The organism is Acetobacterium malicum subsp. dehalogenans DSM 11527 (assembly GCF_000472665.1).
GTDB lineage: Bacteria > Bacillota > Clostridia > Eubacteriales > Eubacteriaceae > Acetobacterium > Acetobacterium malicum.
Genome location: NZ_AXAC01000049.1, coordinates 1 through 25,607, shown reverse-complemented (window position 1 = coordinate 25,607; position 25,607 = coordinate 1). Strand labels below are relative to the sequence as shown.

The 25,607-nt window shown below is 45.5% G+C and carries 28 protein-coding genes, 1 tRNA gene and 1 pseudogene; 13 read left to right on the top strand and 17 right to left on the bottom strand.

Annotated elements, in window-relative coordinates; translation table 11 throughout:
- The 7 genes and pseudogenes from A3KS_RS0116020 to A3KS_RS0115990 form a co-directional block, all read right to left on the bottom strand.
- Positions 1–198 (bottom strand): annotated as a pseudogene (locus A3KS_RS0116020) (IS256 family transposase); the annotation flags it as partial.
- A gap of 48 nt (positions 199–246) precedes the next feature.
- Positions 247–747, bottom strand: coding sequence for a hypothetical protein (locus A3KS_RS0116015; RefSeq protein ID WP_026395764.1), 501 nt, complete (start codon positions 745–747; stop codon positions 247–249).
- Between the two features lie 142 nt (positions 748–889).
- Positions 890–1,195 (bottom strand): tyrosine-type recombinase/integrase, encoded by a 306-nt coding sequence (locus A3KS_RS24310; protein ID WP_084505044.1) that lies wholly within the window; start codon positions 1,193–1,195, stop codon positions 890–892.
- A 225-nt stretch (positions 1,196–1,420) separates the two neighbouring features.
- Positions 1,421–1,510, bottom strand: a tRNA-Ser gene (locus A3KS_RS0116005).
- A gap of 181 nt (positions 1,511–1,691) precedes the next feature.
- On the bottom strand, positions 1,692–3,635 hold the full coding sequence (locus A3KS_RS21620) for a CotH kinase family protein (RefSeq protein ID WP_051355948.1): 1,944 nt from the start codon (positions 3,633–3,635) through the stop codon (positions 1,692–1,694).
- 14 nt (positions 3,636–3,649) lie between these two features.
- On the bottom strand, positions 3,650–4,321 hold the full coding sequence (locus tag A3KS_RS0115995; protein WP_026395762.1) for a DUF4956 domain-containing protein: 672 nt from the start codon (positions 4,319–4,321) through the stop codon (positions 3,650–3,652).
- Between the two features lie 68 nt (positions 4,322–4,389).
- On the bottom strand, positions 4,390–5,064 hold the full coding sequence (locus A3KS_RS0115990) for a polyphosphate polymerase domain-containing protein (protein ID WP_026395761.1): 675 nt from the start codon (positions 5,062–5,064) through the stop codon (positions 4,390–4,392).
- A 167-nt stretch (positions 5,065–5,231) separates the two neighbouring features.
- Here A3KS_RS0115990 and A3KS_RS0115985 point away from each other — a divergent pair, with 167 nt between their 5' ends.
- Together A3KS_RS0115985 and A3KS_RS0115980 are read left to right on the top strand one after the other, a co-directional pair.
- Positions 5,232–5,906, top strand: coding sequence for a response regulator transcription factor (locus A3KS_RS0115985; protein ID WP_026395760.1), 675 nt, complete (start codon positions 5,232–5,234; stop codon positions 5,904–5,906).
- 12 nt (positions 5,907–5,918) lie between these two features.
- Entirely contained in the window at positions 5,919–7,133 is a 1,215-nt protein-coding gene (locus tag A3KS_RS0115980; protein ID WP_026395759.1) for a sensor histidine kinase, read from the top strand.
- A gap of 83 nt (positions 7,134–7,216) precedes the next feature.
- On the opposite strand, the gene A3KS_RS22830 is transcribed toward A3KS_RS0115980, so the two are convergent.
- A complete protein-coding gene (locus A3KS_RS22830; RefSeq protein ID WP_051355947.1) occupies positions 7,217–9,616 on the bottom strand; it encodes a diguanylate cyclase in 2,400 nt (799 codons plus the stop codon).
- A 237-nt stretch (positions 9,617–9,853) separates the two neighbouring features.
- Positions 9,854–10,528 carry an NAD(P)H-dependent oxidoreductase gene (locus A3KS_RS0115970; protein WP_035356550.1) on the bottom strand — a complete coding sequence of 225 codons (675 nt, stop codon included), beginning with the start codon at positions 10,526–10,528 and terminating at the stop codon, positions 9,854–9,856.
- A gap of 184 nt (positions 10,529–10,712) precedes the next feature.
- On the opposite strand from A3KS_RS0115970, the gene A3KS_RS0115965 reads away from it, so the two are divergent.
- The 3 genes from A3KS_RS0115965 to A3KS_RS0115955 are packed head-to-tail and all read left to right on the top strand — an operon-like array spanning position 10,713 to position 13,215.
- Complete coding sequence (locus A3KS_RS0115965) at positions 10,713–11,603, top strand: ABC transporter ATP-binding protein (RefSeq protein ID WP_026395757.1); 891 nt, start codon at positions 10,713–10,715, stop codon at positions 11,601–11,603.
- Positions 11,600–12,397, top strand: coding sequence for an ABC transporter permease subunit (locus A3KS_RS0115960; RefSeq protein ID WP_026395756.1), 798 nt, complete (start codon positions 11,600–11,602; stop codon positions 12,395–12,397). Before A3KS_RS0115965 ends, A3KS_RS0115960 begins: the two co-directional genes overlap by 4 nt.
- Positions 12,398–12,417: 20 nt before the next feature.
- Positions 12,418–13,215 (top strand): ABC transporter permease subunit, encoded by a 798-nt coding sequence (locus tag A3KS_RS0115955; RefSeq protein ID WP_026395755.1) that lies wholly within the window; start codon positions 12,418–12,420, stop codon positions 13,213–13,215.
- 76 nt (positions 13,216–13,291) lie between these two features.
- Here the strand turns inward: A3KS_RS0115955 and deoC are convergent, their stop codons facing one another.
- Genes deoC through A3KS_RS0115940 form a run of 3 tightly spaced genes read right to left on the bottom strand, consistent with a single transcriptional unit; the run spans position 13,292 to position 16,551 of the window.
- On the bottom strand, positions 13,292–13,957 hold the full coding sequence (gene deoC / locus A3KS_RS0115950; RefSeq protein WP_026395754.1) for a deoxyribose-phosphate aldolase: 666 nt from the start codon (positions 13,955–13,957) through the stop codon (positions 13,292–13,294).
- A 35-nt stretch (positions 13,958–13,992) separates the two neighbouring features.
- The gene (locus tag A3KS_RS0115945) at positions 13,993–15,498 is read right to left on the bottom strand and encodes an FGGY-family carbohydrate kinase (protein WP_026395753.1); all 1,506 of its coding nucleotides are present in this window, start codon (positions 15,496–15,498) and stop codon (positions 13,993–13,995) included.
- The gene (locus A3KS_RS0115940) at positions 15,499–16,551 is read right to left on the bottom strand and encodes a galactitol-1-phosphate 5-dehydrogenase (protein WP_026395752.1); all 1,053 of its coding nucleotides are present in this window, start codon (positions 16,549–16,551) and stop codon (positions 15,499–15,501) included. It abuts the gene before it with no gap.
- 302 nt (positions 16,552–16,853) lie between these two features.
- On the opposite strand from A3KS_RS0115940, the gene A3KS_RS0115935 reads away from it, so the two are divergent.
- From A3KS_RS0115935 to A3KS_RS0115915, 5 genes are all read left to right on the top strand, one after another.
- Positions 16,854–17,699 carry a MurR/RpiR family transcriptional regulator gene (locus A3KS_RS0115935; RefSeq protein ID WP_026395751.1) on the top strand — a complete coding sequence of 282 codons (846 nt, stop codon included), beginning with the start codon at positions 16,854–16,856 and terminating at the stop codon, positions 17,697–17,699.
- 41 nt (positions 17,700–17,740) lie between these two features.
- Entirely contained in the window at positions 17,741–18,784 is a 1,044-nt protein-coding gene (locus tag A3KS_RS0115930; RefSeq protein ID WP_026395750.1) for an NAD(P)H-dependent glycerol-3-phosphate dehydrogenase, read from the top strand.
- Positions 18,785–18,917: 133 nt separating this feature from the next.
- The gene (locus tag A3KS_RS0115925) at positions 18,918–19,550 is read left to right on the top strand and encodes a TVP38/TMEM64 family protein (RefSeq protein ID WP_026395749.1); all 633 of its coding nucleotides are present in this window, start codon (positions 18,918–18,920) and stop codon (positions 19,548–19,550) included.
- Positions 19,551–20,042: a hypothetical protein gene (locus tag A3KS_RS0115920; RefSeq protein WP_026395748.1), complete on the top strand. Its 492-nt coding sequence runs from the start codon at positions 19,551–19,553 to the stop codon at positions 20,040–20,042.
- A gap of 46 nt (positions 20,043–20,088) precedes the next feature.
- Positions 20,089–20,631, top strand: a complete 543-nt coding sequence (locus tag A3KS_RS0115915; protein ID WP_026395747.1) for a PH domain-containing protein — start codon at positions 20,089–20,091, stop codon at positions 20,629–20,631.
- 63 nt (positions 20,632–20,694) lie between these two features.
- On the opposite strand, the gene A3KS_RS0115910 is transcribed toward A3KS_RS0115915, so the two are convergent.
- From A3KS_RS0115910 to A3KS_RS0115890, 5 genes are read right to left on the bottom strand one after another with little or no spacing between them, the layout of a single operon-like run.
- Positions 20,695–20,898 carry a YwbE family protein gene (locus A3KS_RS0115910; protein ID WP_026395746.1) on the bottom strand — a complete coding sequence of 68 codons (204 nt, stop codon included), beginning with the start codon at positions 20,896–20,898 and terminating at the stop codon, positions 20,695–20,697.
- A complete protein-coding gene (locus A3KS_RS0115905; protein ID WP_026395745.1) occupies positions 20,895–21,149 on the bottom strand; it encodes a TIGR03905 family TSCPD domain-containing protein in 255 nt (84 codons plus the stop codon). The genes A3KS_RS0115910 and A3KS_RS0115905 overlap by 4 nt, the downstream gene beginning before the upstream one ends.
- Positions 21,150–21,161: 12 nt before the next feature.
- Positions 21,162–21,638 carry a methylglyoxal synthase gene (locus A3KS_RS0115900; protein ID WP_026395744.1) on the bottom strand — a complete coding sequence of 159 codons (477 nt, stop codon included), beginning with the start codon at positions 21,636–21,638 and terminating at the stop codon, positions 21,162–21,164.
- A gap of 43 nt (positions 21,639–21,681) precedes the next feature.
- Positions 21,682–22,689: a PLP-dependent cysteine synthase family protein gene (locus tag A3KS_RS0115895; protein ID WP_026395743.1), complete on the bottom strand. Its 1,008-nt coding sequence runs from the start codon at positions 22,687–22,689 to the stop codon at positions 21,682–21,684.
- Entirely contained in the window at positions 22,682–23,080 is a 399-nt protein-coding gene (locus tag A3KS_RS0115890; RefSeq protein ID WP_084505042.1) for a winged helix-turn-helix transcriptional regulator, read from the bottom strand. The genes A3KS_RS0115895 and A3KS_RS0115890 overlap by 8 nt, the downstream gene beginning before the upstream one ends.
- 125 nt (positions 23,081–23,205) lie before the next feature.
- On the opposite strand from A3KS_RS0115890, the gene A3KS_RS0115885 reads away from it, so the two are divergent.
- The 3 genes from A3KS_RS0115885 to A3KS_RS0115875 all read left to right on the top strand — a co-directional run.
- Positions 23,206–23,598, top strand: coding sequence for a pyridoxamine 5'-phosphate oxidase family protein (locus A3KS_RS0115885; RefSeq protein WP_026395741.1), 393 nt, complete (start codon positions 23,206–23,208; stop codon positions 23,596–23,598).
- Between the two features lie 237 nt (positions 23,599–23,835).
- Entirely contained in the window at positions 23,836–25,197 is a 1,362-nt protein-coding gene (locus A3KS_RS0115880) for a DUF2252 domain-containing protein (RefSeq protein WP_051355946.1), read from the top strand.
- A gap of 159 nt (positions 25,198–25,356) precedes the next feature.
- Positions 25,357–25,607 (top strand): QueT transporter family protein (locus A3KS_RS0115875; RefSeq protein ID WP_026395739.1); only part of this gene is annotated, 251 nt, incomplete at its 3' end.

Sequence of the window (25,607 nt, the reverse complement as noted above, 5' to 3'; positions counted from 1 at the left end):
CTTGTTCCGATAATCATAGCGGGTATAACCCAGTTCGTCATCCAATTCAGCGGTGAGACCGCCTTCCAGCACTTGGCGCATCATTTCCTTCATCAGTTCCTGGATGTCATTTGGATCTTTGATGGGATTTTCGCTTAAAAAACTTTCCACTAATTTCCGTCGATTTTTTTCTTCGTTACTTTCGTTTCTTCTTGCCATAATAAAAACCTCCTGGCTAATGTATTTATTCTACATCAACCACGAGGTTTACACAATTTTTGAAACGGTCTCGGAAATAGTTTTGTCATTAATTTCACCGGTATTAACGCCAAGATCTTTTCTCATAACTTCTACTACTTTATGATATTTTTCTAATTTTATATTTTCTAACTTTTCTTTATATTGCTCTTCTGCAATTACACCATCATCATATTCTTTCTTTATTTTTAATACTTCAATTGATTCTCCCTTTATTGTCTCCAATGCATCTACTATTAAAATTAGCACATTTTCAGATGCCCATAACTTCATGATTTCATACGCATAAATAAGATCTTTTTTATCCTTTTCATTATTAGTTATTCTAGCCGTAAATTCTGCTAAAAAATCGCTATAACACATTCTTTTCTTATTTTTAATTGCTTCATCTGACATCATTTTCTTATTAAGCAAATAGGTACCTATAACCGATATCAATGCCGCAATAAGAGCTGAAATTATTGGTGAATTCCAAATACCACTTGACGCCCCCTCAATTACAACCGTCATAACTCACCTCACACTTTTTTTTTAATCATACACCTATATGAGCGTGTTTACAATAACTTCTCCCAATAAAAAAAGAGCCGTTCCCGGCTCATATCCCAGTGTTGGCTCCTTATCGGTGCTAATGATCCCTAAAGGCTCTGAATCAAGGCTTCCCATCCTGTCTAGAACTTTCCTTCCTCATAGCATCGGTAACGTGGGCATAGGTGTCCATGGTGAACGCTGCTGAGTGGTGGCCGAGGTTCTCTTGAACGGTTTTAATATCATCCCCGGCCTGCAATGACAAGACAGCAAAAGTATGTCTCATATCATGGAATCGCAGATCAGGCAGACCCATCATGTCCACAATTTTCTTGTAATTTTTCGAAAGCGTTTCAAGTTTGATATGGGTGCCCAGCGGATTAGTAAATATAAAGTTCTCTGAATTCTCCCACGCAGAACCGGCTCTGATGAGCCTATTTTCCGCCTGTTTTGTCTTTTCAGCTTAGCCTGTAATGCTATATTGAGTGCAATCAGAACCGATGAACAGCAAAAGAAAATTGATGAGTTGGAAACCCTTCTAACCGAACAGATGGAAAAAAATTGCAAGGGGTCAATTTAGGGGTCAAACCCATTCTAGGGCATAAAAAAACAACCACTAAACGGCTGTATCATTGGATTTCTTCATTTAATTAAATGGCGGAGAGAGAGGGATTCGAACCCTCGGTACGCTTACACGTACACACGCTTTCCAGGCGTGCTCCTTCGACCACTCAGACATCTCTCCTAAGGTAGAACAAAAAAATTATTCAATTTTTTCATGCTTGTTGATTATACGGTAATTGGTGATAAAAGTCAATCTTTTCTTTCGGAAACCCCTTGGTTATATTATAACAGCGGCAGTTGCCTAAGGCTCCCGTCGCTGTTCAATGTCAGGTTTATCTTTAAAGCTCTCAAACCACTTAAGCTTATCGTTTATAAAGTTTTGTCACCAGAATAGCCATAACCAGCAGCAGGCAGGATCCACCGAACAATATCAGGGTCTGTATATCCCAATTTGTTGCTGTCGCGCCATTGGGAATGGTGCGGTCATTTTGCAGACCGTTCTCACTGATTGGAGCGGCCTGCCTATCCCCGGTCTGGTTCTCGGCGGTGGTTGTTGATTCGCTGCTATCTACCGGTTGGGGGGTTGCTGCTGCCGAGGTTGTATCTCCGTCGGGTCGATTGGGAGGTTGTCCTTTGGCTGGCTGCTGAGTGGTTGCTGTGGTTGTCTGAGCGCTTGCCTTTGGATCGGAGCTTGCTGTTTGATCCGTCCCTTGACCGGTTGGTGTTATCCTGTTTTTGTCCATCCCACCACCCATACTGCTGCCCAGGGCGGAAATATTCAGACTGCTGCCATCGAGTAACGCGGTTGGCTCAGCCGCCTGTCCTTCGGTAGTGGCCGGTATCGTGCCATTTAGCTGGCCACTAATGCTTTGAGCCCGGAGCTCACAAAATTGTTCCAGGACAGCAACCCCGGCCTGATACTCTTCATAGGTACAGAAAGCGGTAGGATCGTCTTTGACATACTCCGATATCAGGGCGGTAGCCTGATCGATGGTCGCGGTGCATTGGCCACTTTCAAAGTAGCCGGAGATAAATTCCTGAAAATACTGATGGTACTGTTCCAGATATTCTTCCTTGGAAAGCAGTTCATTGAGCAGCGGCCGCTCGTCCATGGTAGTACCGGATACCGGGGTATCGATGGGATAATTGACCAGGGTTGTTGCTTCATCAGTACTGGCGGTTGCTGTGGTTGTTGTTCCACCACCCATGCCACCGCCGCTAAAATTACTGAAGGCCAGATTATAATCCCAGGCAATCATCGATAGTTGGCCATCTTCTTCCCGCAGATAGTAATTGTGTTTCATACTGCCGGTGTAGCTATCGTAATTATCAACAAAATTATGAACCACAAAATATTTCAGCACCGCTTCCACATCCACTACTTCTTCCAGGTTTTCCCCGGCATTCAGCTGTTTAATCGAATTGATCAATCGCTCTTTGTCGCTACTAGTGACGTCAAAAACAGTACCTTCCCAGATATTCTCATAACTGGACAGTTCATCGTCTGAATAAATCAACGCCACATCATTTCCCGAGGCACCGCCCATATTCCCCATTTGACTAAAGTCCGGCATGCTGCTCTGATCCGGCACCTGGTTCATATCTGGCATTTGGGACAGCTCCGGCATATTTGTCATATCCGGCTTTTCGCCACCCATTTCGTTATCGCCGCCGATTTGCATGCTGTCGGGTTTATAAATATTGCCCTCGTCCGAGCCGTAATTCCGCTCGGCAAAGGCCTCCTCCACTCCTTCCACCGCCAGATAGAGTCCAAAATATTCGCCATTGACAGACACCTTAACAAAGCTGGATAGCGGTGCTGCCACCCCCATATAGGCCATCATGTCGTAACTCAGGTATTCTTTTAAATAGGTATTGTCCGAAATGATATTGTTTAAGTTCAGCTTGTCCAGGCCATGGTAGGTTAAGCCATCACTATATTTATCAAAATCAATTTTAAAACTGTAACGCTCCGAATCCGACGAGACCACGCTGGAAAGGGATGAATTCCCCTTGGGGCGAATGGCTACATTGTCCAGCTTTTCGCCATCAACAGTGACAGCACAAAGCTGATATTCTTCATCGGATGCGTTCTCCTGTAGACTAACCCAATCCGTTTCGGCGATCTCAATATCGATGGTATGAACCACCGTGTCATCAAATAATGTCGTCACATAGCTTAAATCGGCGCTGGTACCGGCAGTAATCCCGAAGCTTTCGCCGAAATAAGCGAAACCAATCCCGATGATCAGGGTGACAATGCCAATGATAATGCAAATCCGTTCAATATTCTTGTGATCTGCCAATGCGGTCACCTCTCTTAGTTCATAAATTCGCCATTGTAGCTGACCAAAACGGCGTGGTTCACATTTTTCAGCTCAACCACGTTATTAATAAAGTCGGTGTCGTCATTTTTGAGCCGCACCTCAATGTTCAGTTCGATCCCTGCTTTGGACACCGTTTTGTTTTTAATAATGCTTTTGGTAACGCTGTCGGCAATATATTTTTTTACTTCCGCTTCGGCTTCCCGGTCACTGCAGTTGACCACGATAATATAGGGCATCTCATTGGGCTTGCGGTTGACAAACACCAGTAAAATAATGCCGATCAGCACCGAGCCCAGAATCGCCAGGGGAATCATTCCGGCTGAGAGAACAATCCCGGCGGCAATCGACCAGAAGACAAAGGCAATATCCAGGGGTTCTTTAACGGCCGTTCGAAACCGGACAATCGAAAGTGCCCCCACCATCCCCAATGATAGCACCACGTTGCTGGTGATGGCCAGCATCACAAAGGTGGTGATCATACAGAGGGCAATCAGGGTAACGCCAAATCCCGATGAATACATCACCCCTTTATAGGTCTTTTTATGAACCAGATAAACAAACACACCAATACCAAAGGCCAGAATTAAGGCGATGGCGGTATCGATCAGTGATACTGATGTGACGTTTTCCAGAAAATTCGAATTGAAAATATCGTTAAAACTCATTTAGTGTCTCCTCGTTGCTTTGATTGTGTAAATTTCATTGATTTATTGTATTGAATCAAAATAAGTTGTCAGCAGTAAATCCGACTGGCGGCATATTTTGAAAAAGCCGTTTGCCGGCGACCATCCAGTTGAATAATTTTGGCAATGACCTCCGGGATAAAATTGTCGTATTTTACCTCCAGTAGCATCTGCTGATCACCGGCGGCAACAGTGGGTAGGTCGGGATTAAACAGCGCCGTGCTGAACAAACCGGTGCGTATATCCCGGTCAATGGTGACCCGGACGTTTCCGGGACCATAAACATAGGCCTCCCGATTATAGTCGACAATGGTTTTGGGCTGGAGCTGTCCCGACTTCATTTTGGAGTATAACTCCACGATCAGGGGTTCGGTGCTTGTCGCCATCCATTTGGTATCGTGGGCCAGGATAGCTTCGACCTGGGACTTTGTGATCTCGGCTTTAATCTTGGCACAAAGCCCGTTGATTTTGCTTTTTTTCTCCAAATTGATAAATTCAAAATCCTTGTTGTAACAGCGGATTCTGAATTTTTCGCGACGGTTGATCCCACTGATCTTGTCCTGCAGGGCCACATCCCGATAGTTATCAAAATACAGGCTGCGGATATGATATTCACCATCTTCATTGGTATTGACATCGGGCTGCATCACTGCTCTTAATTTGCTACGCAAGATCAGATAGTCCAGATAATTGATATAGTGCTTGTGTTCATGCCTGAATTGCATGTTGTACCTCCTTGTGTGATTTAACACGTTCTTAACATCGCCTATCATAGTTTTACTAGCTTGAATAAAGATTGAAGCAAGAATCTTTTAAGCTGGAGTTCAAGCTTGGTTCAATTAAAAATGCTATAATAAAAAGATCACAATCGATTCGAGGAGGTGTTTTCCGCATGCGGCTATTGCTGGTTGAAGATGAATGGGGGCTGGTCGAAGCCCTGAAAGCCATCTTTACAAAAGAAAATTATTGCGTGGATATTTGCATGGACGGGGAAAAGGGTCTGGACTATGCCCTGACGGGTATCTACGATCTGATTATTCTGGATATTATGCTGCCTCAGAAAGACGGCCTGATGGTTCTAAAGGAACTACGCCAGGTTAAAATTGAAACCCCGGTATTGATGCTGACGGCCAAAACTGAACTGGAGGATAAAATTGCCGGCTTGGATTGCGGTGCTGACGACTATCTTACCAAACCCTTTCAAACCGGGGAACTGTTGGCCCGGATCCGGGCAATGACCCGACGCAAAGGTGAAGTAATCACAAATGATCCCGGCTGGGGAGACTTAACATTACGGCAGAAAACCCGGGAGATTATTTGCGGCACCGCTTCGGTTAAACTGGGCTTAAAGGAATTCTTATTGCTGGAAACCCTGATGGTCAATTCGCGCCAGATCATTTCAAAGGAGCAGCTGATCGAAAAGGTCTGGGGCTTTGACAGCGAAGCTGAGTATAATAATGTCGAGGTCTATATTTCGTTTCTGCGGAAAAAAATCAATTTTGTGGGGTCTCAGGTACAGATCAAAGTTAACCGGGGTGTCGGCTATTTTCTGGAAATGACGGAGTGAGTGTAAATCAATATGATCAAAAAACTAAAAATCCGCTTTGTTGCCACCATTATGATTATTTTATCGCTGGTTTTTTTATTAATTATTGGTTCCATCAACTATTTCAACTACCAGTCCAGTGAACGTCAGAGCATGGCGCTATTATCGGCCCTGGCCGATAACGATGGGGCAATCCCCCCGGCATCCCCGGGGATGCCGGGATCTGGCCAGCCCCTGCCCCCGGATGTATTTGAACGGGAAAAAACCTATTCAGTTAAGGTTAATCCGGCTACTAACCTCTTTTCTGTCAACGGCAACACCGATACCAGCCAGGTATCCACGGAGATCCTGGATCTGGCAAATCAGATGCTGGAAAAAAACAAAACTTCCGGCACCCTTAATGGTTATCGCTATCTGAGTGTTGACAAGCCCTATGGTGAACTGCTGGTCTTTGTCGACCAGCGGATTTCCAATGCGATGGCTGATCGACTGCTGACCACCTCACTGATCATTGGCAGCATTACCCTGTTTGTCCTTTTTTTTGTGTCGCTTTTTCTGGCCAACCTGATGGTTAAACCGGTGGAAGAAGCCTTTGAAAAACAAAAGCGTTTTATATCGGATGCCAGCCATGAGTTGAAAACGCCCCTCGCGGTCATCAGCGTCAATGCTGAGGTGCTGGAGGGGGATATTGGGACAAACAAATATCTTTCTTATATTCAATCCGAGTCAACCCGGATGAATACCCTGGTTAATAATCTCCTCACCCTGGCGCGACTGGACGCCAGCAAAACCATCAGCGCTTTTACGGTTTTTGATTTGAGCCATGCCGTGGAAAGCATTGCCTTAACCTTTGAAAGCACCGCCTTTGAGGAACATAAAAATTATGCCCTTAAAATTGCGGCCGGCCTTTCTTATCGGGGCGATGCCAATAAGATCAAACAGGTTGTGGCTATCCTGATTGACAATGCCATTAAACATGCCGATGATGACGGACTGGTTGAAATCACCCTTAAACCCGTTGGTGATAAGATTCAGCTGGAGGTGTTTAACACCGGCGCCGGGATTCCCGACGATCAGCAGGACAAGATTTTCCAGCGCTTCTACCGCTACGATGAATCCCGCTCGAAAGCCACTGGCGGCTATGGACTGGGGCTGGCGATTGCCAAATCCATTATTGATGAGCATCAGGGGAAAATTAAGGTGAGCAGTGAGATCGGTGGTTGGGCCCGGTTTATTGTGATTCTCTAAACTCCTGGCCTATAAATACGACATTAAAAAAGCCATCCCGGCTTTTGGTCTGGGATGACTTTTGATTATGCTACTAAACGGTTCTAACTGGGAAGGTTTTTGATCATATTGATAAATTCCCGTTTTATTTCCGGATCAAATTGCCCTTCCATTTTTTCCAGATGGAGCAGGGGGTTTTGATTTAATCCCAGGACTTCGCCTTCCTGCGCTGAAGCCAAACGGTCATAACAACTGGCAACGGCCACCACCCGTGCCAGAAAAGGGATTTCTTCACCTTTTAGACCCTTGGGATAGCCACTGCCATCCCATCTTTCGTGATGATGAAGCACTGCATCGGCTAGTGACATCGTATCGTCAAAGGCATTGAGAATCCGATACCCCATTATCGGATGCTTCTTGATTTCAGTTAATTCTTCTTCGCTGTGGTCATTATTCTCAACCAGCAAGTCTTTATGTAAGACAATCTTGCCGATATCATGAAAATAGCCGGCCAGTTTCAACCGTCTGATTTTCACATGGGGGAGTTCCATGATCACACCTAAATCATGACACCATTGACTGACCCGCTGGGCGTGTTCCTCTTCCTGAGGGCTGTCACTTTGAAGGGTCGTGATAATGGAATCCAGGGTAGTACTCTTAAAATCATCCCGCTCCAGAATCTTGACGGCATACATTTTTTCTTCGGCGGATTCCAGGCATTCCATAATACTCTGGTCCATGGCTGTTTTGACATCACAACCCAGCGAAATATTTCCTTTGATCACCTTAACGCCATCTCTGGCAAACTCGGTTTTGATCCGATTTTTAATCTGTACTGCCTGTTCGATAGTGGTTTTCGGCAACAAAATTACAAATTCATCGCCACCCCAGCGGGCAATGATATCATCAGCCCGGCAGGTTCGCCGCATCACATCAGCTATTTTCTTGAGAAAAATATCCCCATGAGCATGGCCAAAAATGTCATTGGTCAATTTTAAGCCGTTCACATCGCCCATAATAATCGAAATCGGCAGGTTTCTTTCGGTATCCAGTCGTAGTAATTCTGCTTCCAGAAAGCGCCGGTTGTAAAGTCCCGTCAGGGCATCATGAAAGCTCAGATACTCAATCTCTTTACGCTGCTCTTTTTTCTCGGAAACATCCCGGAAAACAAGGACGATGCCAACCGTTTCACCCTTTTCATTTTTGATCGGCGCCGCACTGTCTTCCAGGTGAAAGACCGATCCGCCCCTGGCCGTTAAAACGGCATGATTTTTTAGTTCCTGGGTCTGGTCGGTCTCCATGGCCATAACAATGGGATCCTGAATTTCCTGGCGGCGATCTTCATGGGATAAAACAAAAACCTCGGTATAATGCCGCCCTTTTGCTTCGTCATTGGTCCAGCCAGTCAGGCTCTGGGCCACCTTATTGAGCATTTCGATTTTGCCGGCGGGATCGACCACCATCACCCCATCGCCAATCGAGATCAGCGTTTGGAAATATTTACTGCGTTCTTCAAACAGTTTTTTCTGAATGATCCGTCTTTCCACATTGGTCAGCACGCCGTTCATTAACACGGTCATTTCATACACATCATTATCGCCATAATGGTCTTCTTTACCAGCAAAGCCCACCACGGCTTTGATTTTTTCATCAATAAAAATGGGGATTGCGATAGTATTCCCCATAACTTTCTGCCCCCCGGGCAGTTCCTGTGCTGATGTCGGTTCTGCGACATCCGTGTTACTGATAATCGGTTTTCGCTGACGTACGGCTTCACCCCAGACCCCCGCCTCTTCCAATCGGTAGTTCAGCTTCGGTGCTACCATTTCAGACCCTTTGATCAATCCCTTTGACCAGGCCTTGAGGGTAAACTGCTGTTTCTTTTCATGATAAAAACAGATATATCCAATGCTGCTTTCGGTCAATTTCAGGGCTTCGTGCAACACGTAATCCAGCTGCTTTTGGTCATTTCTGAAATTCTTACTTAAAACATTAACCAATATTTTATTTCGGAACAATACCCGTTCCTGTTTTTTTATCAGTTTTTCTTCATCCGTAATTTCCCGGATAAAAGCCCCGACCCCCATCCGATTTTCTCTTAATTTCACTGGGAATTTTTTTATTTTGTAAATGCGATTTTTGTGTTTTTCTTCATATTCAGTGATTTCTTTGGTTTCAATAACTTGTTGATCCGTCTCAATGATTGATGGCCCGAATGCTTCGGCATCCAGTCTCTGATCGTCCAGAGCAATGATTTCCGTCACCGATTTCCGATAATGAGGTTCCGCCGCCTTATTAATAAAGCGATAGTTCAACTGTTCATCTTTTAAATAAACGACCGTCTCATAACTATCAATGAAGGTATTGCAGATATCCTTGATGCTTTTTGTTTCCTCACGATTATTTTTCAATCTTTTATTACTTTGAACTAATAATATCAGAAGAATCCCGACTGCAATAACAAGTCCAACGATCAAAGGTATACTCGCCGCTGCTGGTTCCATTCTTTTATCTCCTCATCCAACCCTTAGCACTCACGCTGCGATCCAAAATAAAGCGTTAAAATCTCTGTCTGACATCTGTAAAGGTTTACTTTTTAGTCTTCATTTCATTATTATATAACAAAATTAAATAAATTCCTATTTTTTTATCATAAAAACCACTTTTTTTATTTATTATTGTCACAAATAACAATCACCATTTTCCCAATATCAGTTGCAAGTAAGTAATGATCGGGCTACTTACTCAATTGTTTCCAGAATTTCAGTTGCTGTTCGTCTTGTTTTGGGGCGATGGTCCCGATTTTTATAACCAAAGGCAATCATACAGGATAATCCAAAGTGGACGGGATCGAGAATTCCCTCCTGAACCAGCACGGCTTCGACCTTTTCGGTATTAAACCCTTCCATTGGGGTGGAATCCACGCCCAGCATGGCTGCGGCCGTCAGCATATTGGCCAGAGGAATATAGGTTTGTTTGCAAGCCCAGTCAAAAAAAGCCCGGTCATTACCAGTTATTTTCAGATCATCTTCCTGAAAACTCTGCAGTTTATTTTTCCGGGCGGCTCGCAATTCATCGGTAAAATGCTGGATATCGTTCATGATGTACTCCACATAGTCAGAATCCGGCTTCAGATCAACCGGTTTTCTGGCCAGAATCAGGACAAAGTGACTGGCACCTTGGAGACTGACTTCTGCCCCCCAGGCAAAGGGTTTTATCTTGTCTCGAATCTCCCGGTTATTTAGCAGCACAAATTTCCAGGGTTCCAGCCCCATGGAGCTGGGGGAAAGCCGGGCCGCCTCCATGATCACAGTAAAATCTTCATCACTGACTTTTTTATCGGCATCATAGCCCTTGCAGGTATAACGGTTGTTAAATATATTCAGAATCAGGTCTCGAACTTCTTCTTTTTCCATCTTGATAGCCTCCCATATTTTTCATTATCTTTTATTATATTCCCTTTGAACAATCACTCAAACACAACATGTAATTATTTTTTCTGTCTCTCCCTTATTCCCAGCCGAAGCTTTGTTTATTGTTGCTTTATTAGGGTAAAATAATTGCAGCACACCCAATTAAATTTGAAAGAAGGGGATCTGCATGAATGTAATTGAAATCAATCAACTGACAAAATATTATGGAAAACATCGAGGCATTGAAAACGTATCCTTTTCTGTGGAAGAAGGCGAGATCTTTGGTTTTATCGGCCCCAACGGGGCTGGTAAATCCACCACGATTCGGGCCCTGCTGTCGCTGATCCATCCCACCAGCGGCTCAGCTACAATTTTTGGCAAAGACTGCATTAAATATGGTAACGAAATTCGTCGGGATATCGGCTACCTGCCTTCAGAAGTCTTTTACTATGAGCACATGAAGGTCCGTGAAGTTCTCAATTATTCGGCCAGCTTCTATGACAATGTCGACTACACACGGATACAAAGTCTGGCCGAGGTCATGGATCTTGATTTAAACAAGCGCATCGATGACCTGTCCTATGGGAACAAAAAGAAAGTCGGTATCATTCAGGGGCTGCTCCACGAACCCCGGCTGATTATTCTGGACGAACCCACCGGGGGCCTGGACCCGCTGATGCAACAGAAGTTTTTTGAACTGATCCGGATGGAAAACCAGAAAGGCGCCACAGTGTTGTTCTCCTCCCATATTCTTTCTGAGGTTCAAAAGCTATGCAGCCGGGTGGCCATCATTAAAGACGGTACCATTGTCCGGGTGGAAAATATCCGCGATATGCAAAAGCACAATTATAAAAAATTCACCCTCGATTATCGGGGCGTTATCGATGTGCATCACTTTAATCTGGAAGGGGTCACCAATCTTACAGTTGATGAAAGCACCCTGCATTTTTTATTTAAAGGCGATATCAATCGGATGGTTGAGCGCCTGCAGGGCCAGAACCTGATTAATCTGCTGGTTGAGGAGCCCAGTCTTGAAGAGATTTTTATGCATTATTATCAGAAGGAGGACCAGCCATGAACATCCTGAAGCAGGAACTGCGGATGGGCCGCAAAACCCTGATCATCTGGTGCCTCTCGCTGGTTGGGGTATTAAGCCTGTTTATGCTGCTTTACCCATCCATTGCCAGTCAACTGGAGGACTTCCAAAAAGTCTTTGAAAGTTTTCCCATTGAATTCCAGCAAGCTTTCGGCGTGGCCGATCTGGAGCTTGCCAGCATTTTAAGTTTTTATCAATTTGCCCTGATGTACGTTTTGCTGGCTGGCGCCATCCAGGCCATGAATATGGGCGTTTCGGTTATTTCTGCAGAAGTCCGGGAAAAAACCGGTGATTTTCTATTTGTCAAACCAGTCAGCCGCAACCGGGTAGTATCCATGAAAATCCTGGCTGTACTGATCCAGATTCTGATCACCAATGCCGTTGTTTTTACGGCTTCCCTGATCATGGTTACCCTGCTCAGCACCGACTCCTACGATGTCGAGCTGTTTACCCTGTTCACCCTGAGTTTGCTCTTTATCCAGATATTTTTTGCCAGTCTGGGGCTGTTTGTGTCGGTATTTTTACGGCGGATCCGCACCGTTTTGCCGATCAGTATGGGGGTGGTCTTTATTTTCTATATTATCCATCTGCTCAACGAAACCTTGAAAGATGAAAAGCTGGGCCTTATTTCACCCTTTGATTATTTCAATCTCTCCGAGATATCCAAGAATATGAATTACGATTCGCTGAACCTACTGTTATGGTTTGTTTTAGTTGGCGTGTTTATTTTTCTGACCTTCAAGCTTTTTGCCAGAAAAGATCTGCCATCGATCTAGCCTAAAAGGAGGCGTTACCCATGAATGTATTTAAAAAAGAAATGAAAGCCAATATCAAGTCGCTGATCATCTGGTGTTGTGCCCAGGTTTTCATTATCTTTGCCGGAATGATGAAATACCAAGGTTTTGCCGATTCCCAAGTGGACGTCAACGCTCTATTTGCGGCCTTTCCCGAAGAAATTATGGTAGTTTTTGGGATCGGTTCGGTGGATATTACCAAGGTCGCCGGATTTTATTCGGTGTTCTTTCTCTACTTTATGCTGCTGGCCGCTATTCATGCGGTGATGTTCGGGGCGGTGGTAGTGTCCAAGGAAGAACGCGATCACTGTGCCGATTTTATCTATACCAAACCGGTGCGCCGGTTTCAGGTCATCAGCCCCAAGCTGTTGGCCGGGGTCATCAATATTTTGATTTTTAACATGGTGACCTTTGCCGCTTCGGTTTTTTTCATCGCTCAGCATAACGACGGTGATGGCCTCATCGACAAGGTTTCTCTGACGATGCTGGCGCTGTTTATCCTGCAGCTGTTCTTTTTAGCTTTGGGCGCGCTCTTTGGATCGCTTTTAAAAAACACCAAACAGGCTACTGCCGCTGCCTCCGGGCTGGTGATGGGGTTTTTCATCTTATCCGTGGCAGTGGATTTATATGATAAGCTGTCCTTTCTGAAAATCTTCACCCCCTTTAAGTATTTTGAAGGGGCCACCCTGATGATCAATGATCAGCTGTCATTCAATTCCGCCGCCATTTTACTGATTGTCTCGCTGGTCTTTTTCGGATTGACCTTTGTGGCCTTTAACCGTCGGGATTTAAGTACCTAGGCTGGATGTGATCATTCCCAATACAACAAAAGCATCCAACAATTTGTTGGATGCTTTTTGAATGGCTTTATTCGGCTTAGTAGCCGCTGACGGCTTCACCTTTTAATAGTTTAACGGCGGAGCTGGTGCCGATGCGGGCACAGCCTTCGTTGATAAAGGCCATTAGGTCCTCGACTGATTTTACCCCGCCGGCGGCCTTCATCTTTACGTCTGGGCCGATGTTGGCTTTAAATAGACGGATGTCCTCGATGGTTGCCCCGGCGGTCCCAAACCCGGTGGAAGTTTTGATGTAGTCGGCTTTGGCATTGGTCACCAGCTCACAGACCTTGACCTTCTCATCCTCGGTCAGGAAACATGTTTCGACAATCACCTTGAGGATCTTGTCGCCGATAGCCTGTTTAATTTCGGCAATTTCATTTTGGACCAGGTCATAGTCTTTGTTTTTCAGGGCGGTGATATTAATGACCATATCAATTTCTGAGGCGCCGTTGCTAACCGCTTCAATCGCTTCAAAAACCTTGACCGCCGTGGTATTGTAACCGAGCGGAAAACCGATCACGGTGCAGATATTCAGCTGTTCCCCATAGGTCTCTTTGATCTTTTTAACATAAGACGGCGGGATGCATACCGATGCCGTTTCATATTCAATGGCATCGTCGCAGATCACCTTGATCTCTTCCCAGGTGGCAAATTGTTTTAACAGGGTGTGGTCAATATGGCTTAAAATTTCCTTGTTTGTCATTTTCATTCTCCTAATTTTCGTAAATCAATGGTCTCTTATTTGGCCATGGTGTCTTTGAGGTTTTCATAGATTTCGGTATAGGTATCAAAGACACCCTGGTAGGTTGCGTAGAGGTCTTTATTGGGTTGGACCGAATAGGCTTCTTTGACCATGCCGGTAGTTGCGGCATCAAAGGATTCGTAAGCACCGGAACCAACCGCCGCGACGATGGCACAACCCAGCACACTGGCGCTGGCGTCTTCCGTGACCACGATTGGCTTACCGGTGACATCGGCAATGATCTGCATCCAGGTGGCGTCTTTGGTGACCCCACCACAGCCCACAATGATGTTGATGGGACAGCCCTGGGCTTCAAAGTTATCGATGATATTCTTGGTGCCAAGCGCTACCGATTCAAGCAGGGCCCGGTAAATATGGGCTTTGGTATGGCTCAGGGTTAAGCCGTAAATCACCCCTTTGGCATTGGCATCTTTGTAAGGGGTCCGATTGCCCTGGAAGAAATCAAGGGCCACCAGACCTTCGGAGCCAGCCGGGATTTTGGCAACCAGTTCGTTCATATAGGCATAGGGGTTTTCGTGAGTGCTCATCTCAAATTCTCGCATAAACCATTTGATGATCGAACCGGCCGAAATCTGGCCGCCTTCCAATAACCACTGGTCAGGCACGATGGCATTGTTGTAGGGGCCCCAGATGCCGTTGAGGTTCAGTTTCTTTTCCGAGAAAGCCAACTGGACAAAGCTGGTCCCCATGATCATGGCCAGTTTGCCTTCTTTGGCAACGCCTAAACCGAGCATCCCGATATGGGCATCAATCCCGCCCTGAACCACCTTCATTTCCGGGTTGATATCGTAATGATCAGCAAATTCACGGTTGATGGTACCGACGAATTCGCCGACATGCTTAACATCCAGAACCAGTTTTTCAGCATAATCTTCCAAACCAACCTGTTTGAAGAATTCGCCATTCCAGCCGCCTTCGCACTCGATATAATTCCATTTACAGGTTGAGTTACAGATCGAGGTCGCATAAACCCCACAAAGCTGATAGTTCATCCAATCCAGCTGTTCAATGATTTTATGGCTTTTAGCATAGATATCTTTTTGATTGTTTTTGATCCATAGTACCTTGGGAATCATCCATTCCACCGAGTCTTCGCCACCGGAGTATGCTAAAACCGGGTGTTTGGTTGCATTGATGACTTTCATTTCTTTCTTGGCCCGGGTATCCATCCACATGATCGCATCGGTTAACGGGTTGCCTTGTTCATCCACCGGAATAACCGTTGATGAGGTGGAGCAGACGCTGACCGCCTGAATCTGGTGGCGGATTTCTTTTGACAGGGACGACATCACGTTTTTGACTGCTTCATTAAAACAACTCCACCAGTCAGCCGGTTTCTGTTCGGCCCAACCAGCCTGGGGATAAAAGGTTTCATAAACCTGTTCATCACCGGCAATAACGGTTCCTTTAATATCCGTCACAACAACTCTGACACTCTGTGTTCCGGTGTCAACACCCATAAAATACTTTTCCGTGTTCATTTAATTTTCCCCCCATGGATAAAACATTATTTTATTGTAGAAATAACCACCTTTGGCTATTTCGGCAAAAACGTTGGGCACTTCATCGAGCGGTAAACGATGGCTGATAATGTCTTTGGCTGTCATGCCTTTTTCGGCAAACATTTTTAAGGATTCGGTCCAGTCTTCCCCGGGATAGGGTTTGGTAAACGAATTCCAGGAACCGATCAGGCTCAGCTGGCTTCGCATCAAGGTATCCAGTTCTTTTTCACTGAGATCAAGACCTTTATGGGAGATCCCCAGATAGACCACCCGGCCCATTTTGCTGGCCATCAGAATACATTGTTTTTGAGCTGTGGGTACCCCGGAAAAATCAATGACGATGTTGGCGCCTTTTCCATTGGTGGCTTTCATAACTGCGGCCACAGCATCTTCTTTTAATGAGTTGATGGTGACATCGGCACCGACTTTTTTAGCAATTTCCAGTTTTGCATCCCAGACATCGACGGCAATCACCTGGGATGCGCCAGCAAGTTTGGCATATTGGGCGGCAAATAAACCGATCGGTCCGGTCCCCACGACACAGATCGAGTCACCTGGTTGAAAATTGGCCCGGGCCAAACCGTGATAAGCATTGGCACAAGGATCGATGGTGGCGGCATCTTCATAAGAAACATTGTCCGGTACTTTCAGCAGGTTGCCTTCTTTCACGGCCACATACTCAGCCAGGGCACCATTGCGGCGGGAACCATAATAGTCGTAATGTTCGCAGAGGGAATAAATGCCTTTTTGACACCATTCGCATTCAAAACAGGGAATAAGTGGTGGTACCACGACCCGATCGCCAACCTTGAAGCTTTCGATATCCGTCCCCAACTCAGTGATTTCGCCGGAAAACTCATGCCCGATAATAATTGGCGAAATATGGGCGCCATAGGTCAGGGCCCGGGGAATATCAGATCCACACAGACCAACCGCCCGTACCTTGACCATCACTTCATCGGCCTGCACAATTGGCAAAGGAACCTCTTCCACCCGCAAATCGCCGGGTTTATACATAGATACTGCTTTCATTCTTTCCTCCTTAATGAAACCTTGGTGTGAATTAAAAATGGCTGAAACGGGTTGATGTAACCCTTTTCTTAACGCCTAAAAAAATATCGGCAGCTGTTCTGACTGCTGATTAAAAACGTCGGTCCGTTTGAAATTTACTGTCGTTTACTTATGACCGTTGAATTTAAACTCATTCTATCACCATAAACCAACGATGTCAATACTCTTTGCGTCAATTATTAACTTTATTAAGCTTCCGGCAATTGTCAAACCACTTTTTTTGACGTATAATGATCTTAGAAAATAGATCGGAGGCCATTTCATTGACTTCATTGCTAACTGAAATACGCACCAAGTACAACTTGTTCTCAAGCACCCAAAAGGTGATTGCCAATTACATCTTAGACCATCCCGATACGGTATCGCTGCTGTCGATTACCGAGCTGGCGAAAAAATGTCATACCAGCGAAACCACGGTGATGCGGCTGTTAAAAAAGCTGAATTACAGTTCCTATCAGATTTTTCGCATTAACCTGGCCAAGGAGTTTTCAGATACCCCCTCTGAAAGCATTATTGAGGAAATTCTCGGGGATGATGACATCAATACCATCAAGAAAAAAGTTATCGGCCACACCATCACTGCCATCAATGATTTGGAACATTCCCTAAAGGACGCGGTCATTGAAGCCGCCCTGAACATCCTGCTGGCAGCTAAACGGGTGCTGTTTTTCGGCGTCGGTGCCTCGGCCTCCATTGCCATGGATGCCATGCATAAGTTCGGTAAAATCGGTCTCAATGTCTGTAGTTATCCGGACCCCCATTTTATGAATATTATTGCCTCCCATGCCAGCGCCGACGATGTCTTGTTTGCCGTTTCCCATACCGGTGAAAGCCTGGAAGTGTTAAGCACCGTCGCCATCGCCAAAAAGAACCAGGCCAAGATCATCGCCCTGTCCAGTTTTGAAAATTCAACCCTGGCGCAACAGGCGGATATCTTTTTATCCAGCTCCACCAACGACAAAAAATACCATTCCGAAGCGATGGCCTCCCGAATTGTCCAACTGACCATCATCGATATCCTCTATCTGAGCGCCTTTATGAGAAACGAAGCAGTCTTTTACGAGGCCCTCTCCGCGTCCCGGGATGCCGTCGGTCTGAATAAAACCTGATTTTTAAATCACTTATAAAAAACGAGAAAAGGAGACTTATCATGAGTATCATAACCTTTGTGGGGGCCGGCCAAATGGCTTCGGCCCTGACCTTTCCGGCCACAGAAAACGGCCATGAAGTCCGCCTGGTAGGAACACACCTGGATCGGGACATTATTAATTCTGCTGAATTAACCGGCTTTCATCCAACCTTGAAACGCCAGCTGCCCAAAGAGGGGATCAAGTATTATCAGCTTGAAGATGTCGAATTGGCGCTGGATGGCACCAATGCTGTGCTGTGTGGCGTCAGCAGCTTTGGGGTGGACTGGTTCTGTGAAAAGATCCTGCCGCTGATCCCCGACTCGGTTCCGGTGCTTTCGGTTACCAAAGGCATGATCGACCAAGAAGACGGATCGATGATTACCTACCCCGATTACTTTATCAGTAAACTGCCGGCTGGAAAAAAGCTCTCCATTAATGCTATCGGCGGCCCCTGCACCAGCTATGAACTGGCCGACAAGGATCACTCAGCCGTAGCTTTTTGCGGTGAGGACATGGAAATTCTGCGGCGCTTTAAAAAACTCTTTTCCACCGACTATTATCATATCAGTCTGTCCACTGACGTGGTCGGCGTTGAATGTGCGGTCGCTCTGAAAAACGCCTATGCTCTGGGGGTTTCCCTGGCGGTCGGTCTGGCTCTTGGTCCCGACGGTACCGGTAAAGAGCATTATAATTCCCAGGCCGCTCTCTTCGGGCAGAGCGTCAAAGAAATGAAACAGCTGCTGGCCATTGTCGGCGGCGGTGAAGAAAATATTATCTATGGTGCCGGCGATCTTTACGTTACCATTTTTGGTGGACGCACCCGAAAAATCGGCACCCTGTTGGGCCAGGGCTGGTCTTTTGAAAAAGCCATCGCCGAACTGGAAGGCGTGACCCTAGAATCCATCGTCATCGCCACCCGCACCGCCCGCTGCGTCAGACGGCTGGCCGAACGGGGCGTGGTTAAACTCAAAGACTTCCCGCTGCTGATGCACGTCGACGATATCATCACTAACGGCGCAGCCGTGGCGATCCCCTGGGCCGCTTTTGAGACAGAGAAATATTAAGCAATAATTTTAAGTGAATACCGACTTTCTGGCGATTTCTTAAATAAACATTTTACTTCCAGCAGATCCCCCAAAAGATGGTGTGGATCTGCTGGTTTTATGCTAAAATGATTAAAAGATATCGAGGTAAGAAATGGAAATTTTCTCAACACTTGACACCTTGCAGAGCTTTCTTTTACAATTTGGCATCTGGACCCCGCTGGCATTTTTTTTATTACAGCTGCTCCAGATCATCATCGCCCCCATTCCCGGCGGAACCGTGGGCCTGGTCGGCGGCGCCCTGTTCGGCACCATTGGCGGTTTCCTGATCAGCGCAGCCGGTACCCTGGCCGGCTCGATCATCGTTTTTCTTTTATCGAAACGATTTGGCCGCCCCTTCGTCATCCACTTTGTCAGTTCGGAACTGATTGAAAAATACGATCAAATTAAAGAATCAAAACTCAACACCGTTCTTTTTCTGATTTTTCTCTTTCCGCTTTTTCCCGATGACATGCTCTGTTTTATCGCTGGTCTTTCGCCCATGCCAGTAAAAACCTTTATCCTGATCGTCATGTTAGCGCGAACCCCCAGTGTTTTTATCAACACCATGATCGGTGCCGGAATTATGGATGACAGACCCACCCAGTTTATGATTGCGGTAACCATTTATGCTGTCTTGATTGCTGTTCTTTACTTTAACCGCAAGCGTCTGGACACCTTTATTCAGCACAGTAAAAAAAGGGTAGCCGAACTTCCCGCACCGCCCAAAATTGACAAGGAGTTATAAATGACCGAGAAAACCAAAAAAGAAATGAACCGTTTGTATATGAGCGAACTGATCACCGCCCTGGTCTGCGGTATGCTGATGTATTTGCTCACCGACTCCACCGGTCAGCCCCTGGATCTGCGCCTGCTGATTCCTGGCGGGGTACTGATTTTTATTATCCTCCAAAGCGCTGGATATTGGTATTATCGTTACCAGCTGCTGGACAACCCCCGCAACCCGATGGACTGGGTGATGCCAGTTTTTGCGGTGCTGAAAAAGTTGGATCTGGCTTTATTCGCCCTCTATCCGCTATACTTACTCTATCTGGTAATTTTAAAGCCCGAGGCCTTTTTTATGACGATGAATATTTTCGGCCTGATCCTTTATGCTTTTTCGATGATTGAATACTATAATTACTATTATTTCAGTGTCCAGATCGGAACAATCAAAAAGAAAGTTCCCTCTGAACTCAGTCTGGAACTTTCTCAATATGAAAAGACAAAATTAATTTAACGAAGGGTAACGGTTCCCCCCTGGGCAGAACCGTGGTTTATACAACATGATGTACTTTGTCTCTATTTTACATACCATTAATCCGCTTTTTTTTGCACTTTTAGCCGTACTGGCACTGCTTCTCTGGAAAGCCATCTATACCTTCAAAACCTACCCGGACGACCCGGAGCTGCGCCGCAATGCGACTAAGGAAATGGTCGTCGGCGGTCTTGTCCTGATTTTGATCCTGGGGATCTTTGTGGTGGTTCCCCTGGTGGCCGGGATTACCGTCAAAGATGACGAATTATCGCTGCGACTCCCCACGGGCTTCACCTTTGAGACCTATCCCGAGGCCGATATCCTCTCGGCTAAGATGGTCAGTCTCGATCAGAGCGAGTATGCCATTGTGTCCAAGGTGGTCGGGACAGAAACCCGCGCTTACCGGGAAGGCATCTTCCTGCTCCAGAATGGCACCGAAGCTGCCGTCTTTGCCAACGGCAATACCGCCATCCTGGTGGAAACTCCCAACCGGATTCTGCTGTTAGGACCTGATCGATTCGATAATTTTGTTAAAAGCTTTAGTGAAAAACTGATTCCTGTACAACCGTGATAAAAATATTAATCTAAAAAAGCGTGCCTCTTCACAGATGGCACGCTTTTTTTGCTATTTTGACTATTGGGGATCTTCAACTATTTTGGCGACCCGGCCCACTTGTCCGTCAGTGAGCATCACCTTGATGCCGTGGGGATGAGTAGGGCTTTTCGTCAGCAGTTTGCCGACCCGGCCCTGGGTCAGCTTGCCACTGCGCTGATCCGCCTTTAAGACAATCTCAACTAAGGCACCAATCTTAACGTCGCTTCTTTTCTGTCCGTTCATTGCTTTTCCTTTCGGGCCTCTTCCAGTGCAATAGTCAGCTGATCCATACAGGAGGTTGGTTTTTTTCCACAGGTTTGACCTCTAAACATCGCAATGATTTCATCCGCCGATTTTCCCTCAAGCAGTTTAACCAGGGCTTTCAAATTCCCGTCACAGCCGCCTTCAAAGGCCAGATTGCTGACCACATCATCGGTTAGATCAAATTGCATGTTGCGAATGCAAACGCCCTGGGGCTTGTAAGTTAATGTCATTTTTTCCTCTTTCTACTTTAATACATTTTCCAGTCTACTTTTCATTTGTTTGGCATAATCCTCAATCGGATGCACATATTCTTCGTCCATAAACCGCGAGTGAATGATAAAATCTGCCGTCGCCAGATTATTGGCCACCGGGATATCATAAACTGTAGCAATTCTCAGCAAGGCCTTGATATCCGGGTCATGGGGCTGGGCTTCCATGGGATCCCAGATAAAGATCAGCATATCAATCTTGCCATCGACAATCCGGGCCCCGATCTGTTGATCACCGCCTAATGGACCACTTTGAAAAATTTGTACCGGTAATCCGGTATGTTCCTGAATCAGCCGGCCGGTGGTTCCGGTGCCGCATAAAAAATGGCTCTGTAATATTTCTTTGTTCCGGACGGCCCAATCCAACAACTCTGCTTTTTTTCCATCATGAGCAATTAAGGCAATTTTCTTGGTTTTTTCAATCGTAACATCAACATATTCCGTTTCCATTTTTTTCCCTCATCTACTTTCTTGGTGCATTGTTTACCGCAGCTTATTTTCTGACTTCAAAATCCAACAGCTTGACATCTTTTGATAAGAATTCTGATTTTACCTTTTCTTCCTTAACATAGTCCGTGCTCAAGTATTTTTTATTATCATCGGCAAAGACGGTGACCACCACCGCATTGGGGTCGTCCAATAAATCCTGGGCGATGATGGCAGCGATAAAGTTGGCCCCGGATGAAATCCCTACCCCCAGACCTAATTCTTTGGACAGCTTCTGGGCCATAATGATTGCATCCCCATCATCGACCGCAATAATGTCATCCAGTTCTTCCAATTTTATCAGATCCGGAACAAATTCATCAGAGATTCCCTGAATCCGATGGCTGCCAACCTTATAACCAGTGGACATGGTCGGTGAACTGACCGGCTCCATGGGATGGACCTTAATCTCGGGGTTCTTTTCTTTGAAATACCGGCCCAAGCCCATCACCGTTCCGCCCGTTCCAACCCCGGCAACCAGCGCTTGGGCGGTTACCCCAAAAGCCGCCAATTGGCTATCAATTTCCGGGGCCGTGCGCTGATACTGAGCCTGGGTATTTTCTTCATTGGAAAACTGGCAGGGCAGAAAGGCATTCCCCTCAGCAGCCAGGGCCCCGCATTGGGCAATACTCCCTAAAAAACCACCTTCTTCTTTGGACACCAGCCGAACTTCACCACCATAACTACGGATCAGGTTTTTTCGTTCGTCACTCATCCAATCGGGCATATAGATCACGACCGGATGTCCCAGGCAGGTGCCAACAGCCGTAAAGGCAATTCCGGTGTTTCCGCTGGTGGCTTCAACAATCGTTTCCCCTTCATGGATCTCACCCTTTTCATAGGCTTTTTTAAGGATATGCAAGGCCACCCGATCTTTGATGCTGCCGGTAAGATTATAATGCTCTGCTTTTGCGTATACAAACCGGGGCTGCCCTTGATATAAAAAATTGATTTTTAGCAAGGGTGTGTTCCCGATGAGCTTTTCTAATGCTACAAATTTTTCCTGGTTATCCATTTACCTTATCCTTCATCATATTTAGTTTGTTTCCCCAATGACCCAAGTCAAACAAAATTGGAGTCAAGCTGAGTCCTTCATCGGTTAATGAATACTCCACCTTTGGGGGTACCTCATGATAAGATTCCCGATAAACAATGCCACATTCCTCCAGTTCTTTTAAAGAACTTGTCAGCATCATACTGGTAATCCCGGCGATTTCTCTTTTTAGTTCATTAAACCGCATGGTTTGCCCGCCCAATGTACAGATAATTGGGAGTTTCCATTTACCATCAATCATTTTTAGTGCCTGTTTAATGGTACACTCCGGTTTCACACAATGATTGTCCTGATCAGATTCCGCCTGATTAACCGGACATATTTCGCCGTTTATACAATGGTTGTCTTTCATTTTTCTCTCCACACTCAGAAATTTGTTTCTGAGTCATAATTTTCTGCCTACTTGTTTTTTATTCTGGCATTGTTATAATCATACTAAATTAAACAAAATAAATCAATGTTTATCAGGAGGTAAAGATGAACGAAGTAATTGAATTTTTAAATGACTGTGGTGTTTTCTTTTTAGCTACAGTGGATGGCAATCAGCCTAAGGTTCGTCCTTATGGATTTGTGATGGATTATGACGGGAAACTCTGTCTTTGTACCAATAACAAAAAACCCAGCTATGCTCAAATGAAAGCCAATCCCGCTGTCGAGATTTCTGCTACAAAAGATGGTAAATGGGTGCGTCTGCAAGGTAATGCCGTTTTCTGTACAACCCCAGAATCTCAGGCAAAGGCCCTGGAAGCAATGCCTGGCCTGGCCGGAATGTATGCAGTTGGCGACGGCCTGTTTGAAATCTTTGCTATCGAAAACGGCGTTGCCGACTTCTGTTCTATGGCTGGTGACAACCATCAGGTTATTTTATAGTCTCTGAATAAGTCCCCTAATCATTACCCGATCTGCACCTATTTCTGAAACGTCTGGACTTCGGTTCAGACTTTTTTTGTTGAAACCACGATTGCTATGCGGATTCTACTATCAAATTTTTATCAACCATGCTAAAATAAAAGCATAAAATATATGGTCAAAATGGCCGGTTACTAACATTAAATGATGCTTGGCTTTGTCTTTCCTAATTAAAACCTAAACCCAGGAGGTTAATGAATGATCGTCGGTTTAACCAGGAATCAGCAGATTCCGACAGCGAAAATGAATCGCAACAGCGGTCGGGCCATTCGGGAAAAAATCCCTTTTTCAGCCCAAGCCATTTTTCATCCAGTCGATCGTGACCCCGTTGCCATGATTGAGAGTCAGAACTACTTTCGCATCCCTGAACTCATTCCTCTTCGCCATGAAAAAATGACCGCATCGCCCTTTGCTTTTTTCCGGGGAACGGCTCTGTTAATGGCGCATGATTTATCCCAGCAGGCCCAATCTGGTATTCATGTAACCATCTGTGGTGATGCCCATATTGGCAATTTTGGATTTTACGCTTCTCCCGAACGGCGATTGATTTTTGATCTCAATGACTTTGACGAAGCTGCCCCTGGACCCTGGGAATGGGATTTGAAGCGCCTGATTACCAGTATTATTCTCTGTGCTCATGATTTCGGTTTTGATGCGAAAAAGATCCGGGAAGCCGCGCTTCAAACCGCATCATTCTACCGTAAAGGTCTTGACTTGATGTCGGATATGACCTCCCTCGAACGTTATTTCATCCTTGGTGATGAAGAACTCTTTCTTGAGAGTTTTTCGGATGCATCTCGAGAAGAATTTGAGAAGATTATCAAAAAAGCCAAAAAGAGAACCTCTAGTCAGGTCATCTCAAAAATGACTGAAACCGATCAGTTTGGTCGCCGAATCTTTATCGAAAGTCCACCGATTACCACCCATTTAGATGCCAAACTGATCGATGAAGTGGAATTATATTTCAGACAATACCTGAAAACCGTTCGTCCTGATATCGAAATGCTATTGTCTCAACATGTTTTAACGGATATTGCCCGACGGGTAGTGGGCGTTGGCAGTATCGGAACCCGCTGTTACCTTCTGGTACTGACCTGTGAAGATGAAAGCCATCTTGTTTTGCAGATCAAGCAAGCGAATGAGTCGGCGATTACTCAGTACAATCAGAAAAATTTCACCACTCCGGATACCATGACCCATGGCTTGGGCAACGGTTATCGGGTGGTCAGTCATCAACAGATTCTTCAAGCTGCTTCAGATCCCTTTCTCGGATATTTTTCGGCCGCCGAAGGAATGGATTTTTACGTCCGTCAGTTTCGCGATATGAAAGGAACGGTTGATCTGTCAGAACTGGATTTTGAGACCTTTAAACAATACGTTATTAATTGTGGGGTATCTCTGGCTCGCGCTCATGTTCAAAGCCCCTATGCCAACTGGATCAATGGCTATTTAGGCACCGACGATGGTTTTGATCATGCTGTTTTAGACTGGTGTTTGGCTTATTCTGAACAAGTTTACCAGGATTATGAAACCTATAAGAAAAGTCTGGCAAGTAACTGAAACTGCCCTTCACTATTTGAAAATGTCCGTAATTCGGACATTTTCTCTTGCTTTTTATCTAGATATCCGTTATAGTGGTAAATAATGAGATCTATCTCAGCTATTCTTCGTGTGTTCGTGACCTTCCACACGTAAAACAAAACTAAAGGAGTTTTTTTTATGCAAAAAATTAGTATTCTCTTTGTTACCCAGGCGGCGGTGATTGCCGCCATGTATGTGGTTCTAACCTTTGTGTCCAGTTCATTGGGTTTGGCCAGCGGCGAAATTCAAATTCGTCTATCCGAAATGCTCTGTATCCTACCGGCCTTTACCCCGGCCGCCATACCAGGCCTTTTCCTCGGCTGTTTACTTAGCAATTTATTAACCGGCTGCACCGTGATTGATATTGTCTTTGGCAGCCTGGCAACGCT

Excerpts from the sequence above, each read along its gene's own strand:
- A3KS_RS0116015 (WP_026395764.1), bottom strand. The coding sequence starts at position 747 with ATGACGGTTGTAATTGAGGGGGCGTCAAGTGGTATTTGGAATTCACCA.
- A3KS_RS0115995 (WP_026395762.1), bottom strand. The coding sequence starts at position 4,321 with ATGAGTTTTAACGATATTTTCAATTCGAATTTTCTGGAAAACGTCACA.
- A3KS_RS0115990 (WP_026395761.1), bottom strand. The coding sequence starts at position 5,064 with ATGCAATTCAGGCATGAACACAAGCACTATATCAATTATCTGGACTAT.
- A3KS_RS0115985 (WP_026395760.1), top strand. The coding sequence starts at position 5,232 with ATGCGGCTATTGCTGGTTGAAGATGAATGGGGGCTGGTCGAAGCCCTG.
- A3KS_RS0115980 (WP_026395759.1), top strand. The coding sequence starts at position 5,919 with ATGATCAAAAAACTAAAAATCCGCTTTGTTGCCACCATTATGATTATT.
- A3KS_RS22830 (WP_051355947.1), bottom strand. The coding sequence starts at position 9,616 with ATGGAACCAGCAGCGGCGAGTATACCTTTGATCGTTGGACTTGTTATT.
- A3KS_RS0115970 (WP_035356550.1), bottom strand. The coding sequence starts at position 10,528 with ATGGAAAAAGAAGAAGTTCGAGACCTGATTCTGAATATATTTAACAAC.
- A3KS_RS0115965 (WP_026395757.1), top strand. The coding sequence starts at position 10,713 with ATGAATGTAATTGAAATCAATCAACTGACAAAATATTATGGAAAACAT.
- A3KS_RS0115960 (WP_026395756.1), top strand. The coding sequence starts at position 11,600 with ATGAACATCCTGAAGCAGGAACTGCGGATGGGCCGCAAAACCCTGATC.
- A3KS_RS0115955 (WP_026395755.1), top strand. The coding sequence starts at position 12,418 with ATGAATGTATTTAAAAAAGAAATGAAAGCCAATATCAAGTCGCTGATC.
- deoC (WP_026395754.1), bottom strand. The coding sequence starts at position 13,957 with ATGACAAACAAGGAAATTTTAAGCCATATTGACCACACCCTGTTAAAA.
- A3KS_RS0115945 (WP_026395753.1), bottom strand. The coding sequence starts at position 15,498 with ATGAACACGGAAAAGTATTTTATGGGTGTTGACACCGGAACACAGAGT.
- A3KS_RS0115940 (WP_026395752.1), bottom strand. The coding sequence starts at position 16,551 with ATGAAAGCAGTATCTATGTATAAACCCGGCGATTTGCGGGTGGAAGAG.
- A3KS_RS0115930 (WP_026395750.1), top strand. The coding sequence starts at position 17,741 with ATGAGTATCATAACCTTTGTGGGGGCCGGCCAAATGGCTTCGGCCCTG.
- A3KS_RS0115925 (WP_026395749.1), top strand. The coding sequence starts at position 18,918 with ATGGAAATTTTCTCAACACTTGACACCTTGCAGAGCTTTCTTTTACAA.
- A3KS_RS0115920 (WP_026395748.1), top strand. The coding sequence starts at position 19,551 with ATGACCGAGAAAACCAAAAAAGAAATGAACCGTTTGTATATGAGCGAA.
- A3KS_RS0115915 (WP_026395747.1), top strand. The coding sequence starts at position 20,089 with ATGATGTACTTTGTCTCTATTTTACATACCATTAATCCGCTTTTTTTT.
- A3KS_RS0115910 (WP_026395746.1), bottom strand. The coding sequence starts at position 20,898 with ATGAACGGACAGAAAAGAAGCGACGTTAAGATTGGTGCCTTAGTTGAG.
- A3KS_RS0115905 (WP_026395745.1), bottom strand. The coding sequence starts at position 21,149 with ATGACATTAACTTACAAGCCCCAGGGCGTTTGCATTCGCAACATGCAA.
- A3KS_RS0115900 (WP_026395744.1), bottom strand. The coding sequence starts at position 21,638 with ATGGAAACGGAATATGTTGATGTTACGATTGAAAAAACCAAGAAAATT.
- A3KS_RS0115895 (WP_026395743.1), bottom strand. The coding sequence starts at position 22,689 with ATGGATAACCAGGAAAAATTTGTAGCATTAGAAAAGCTCATCGGGAAC.
- A3KS_RS0115890 (WP_084505042.1), bottom strand. The coding sequence starts at position 23,080 with ATGAAAGACAACCATTGTATAAACGGCGAAATATGTCCGGTTAATCAG.
- A3KS_RS0115885 (WP_026395741.1), top strand. The coding sequence starts at position 23,206 with ATGAACGAAGTAATTGAATTTTTAAATGACTGTGGTGTTTTCTTTTTA.
- A3KS_RS0115880 (WP_051355946.1), top strand. The coding sequence starts at position 23,836 with ATGATCGTCGGTTTAACCAGGAATCAGCAGATTCCGACAGCGAAAATG.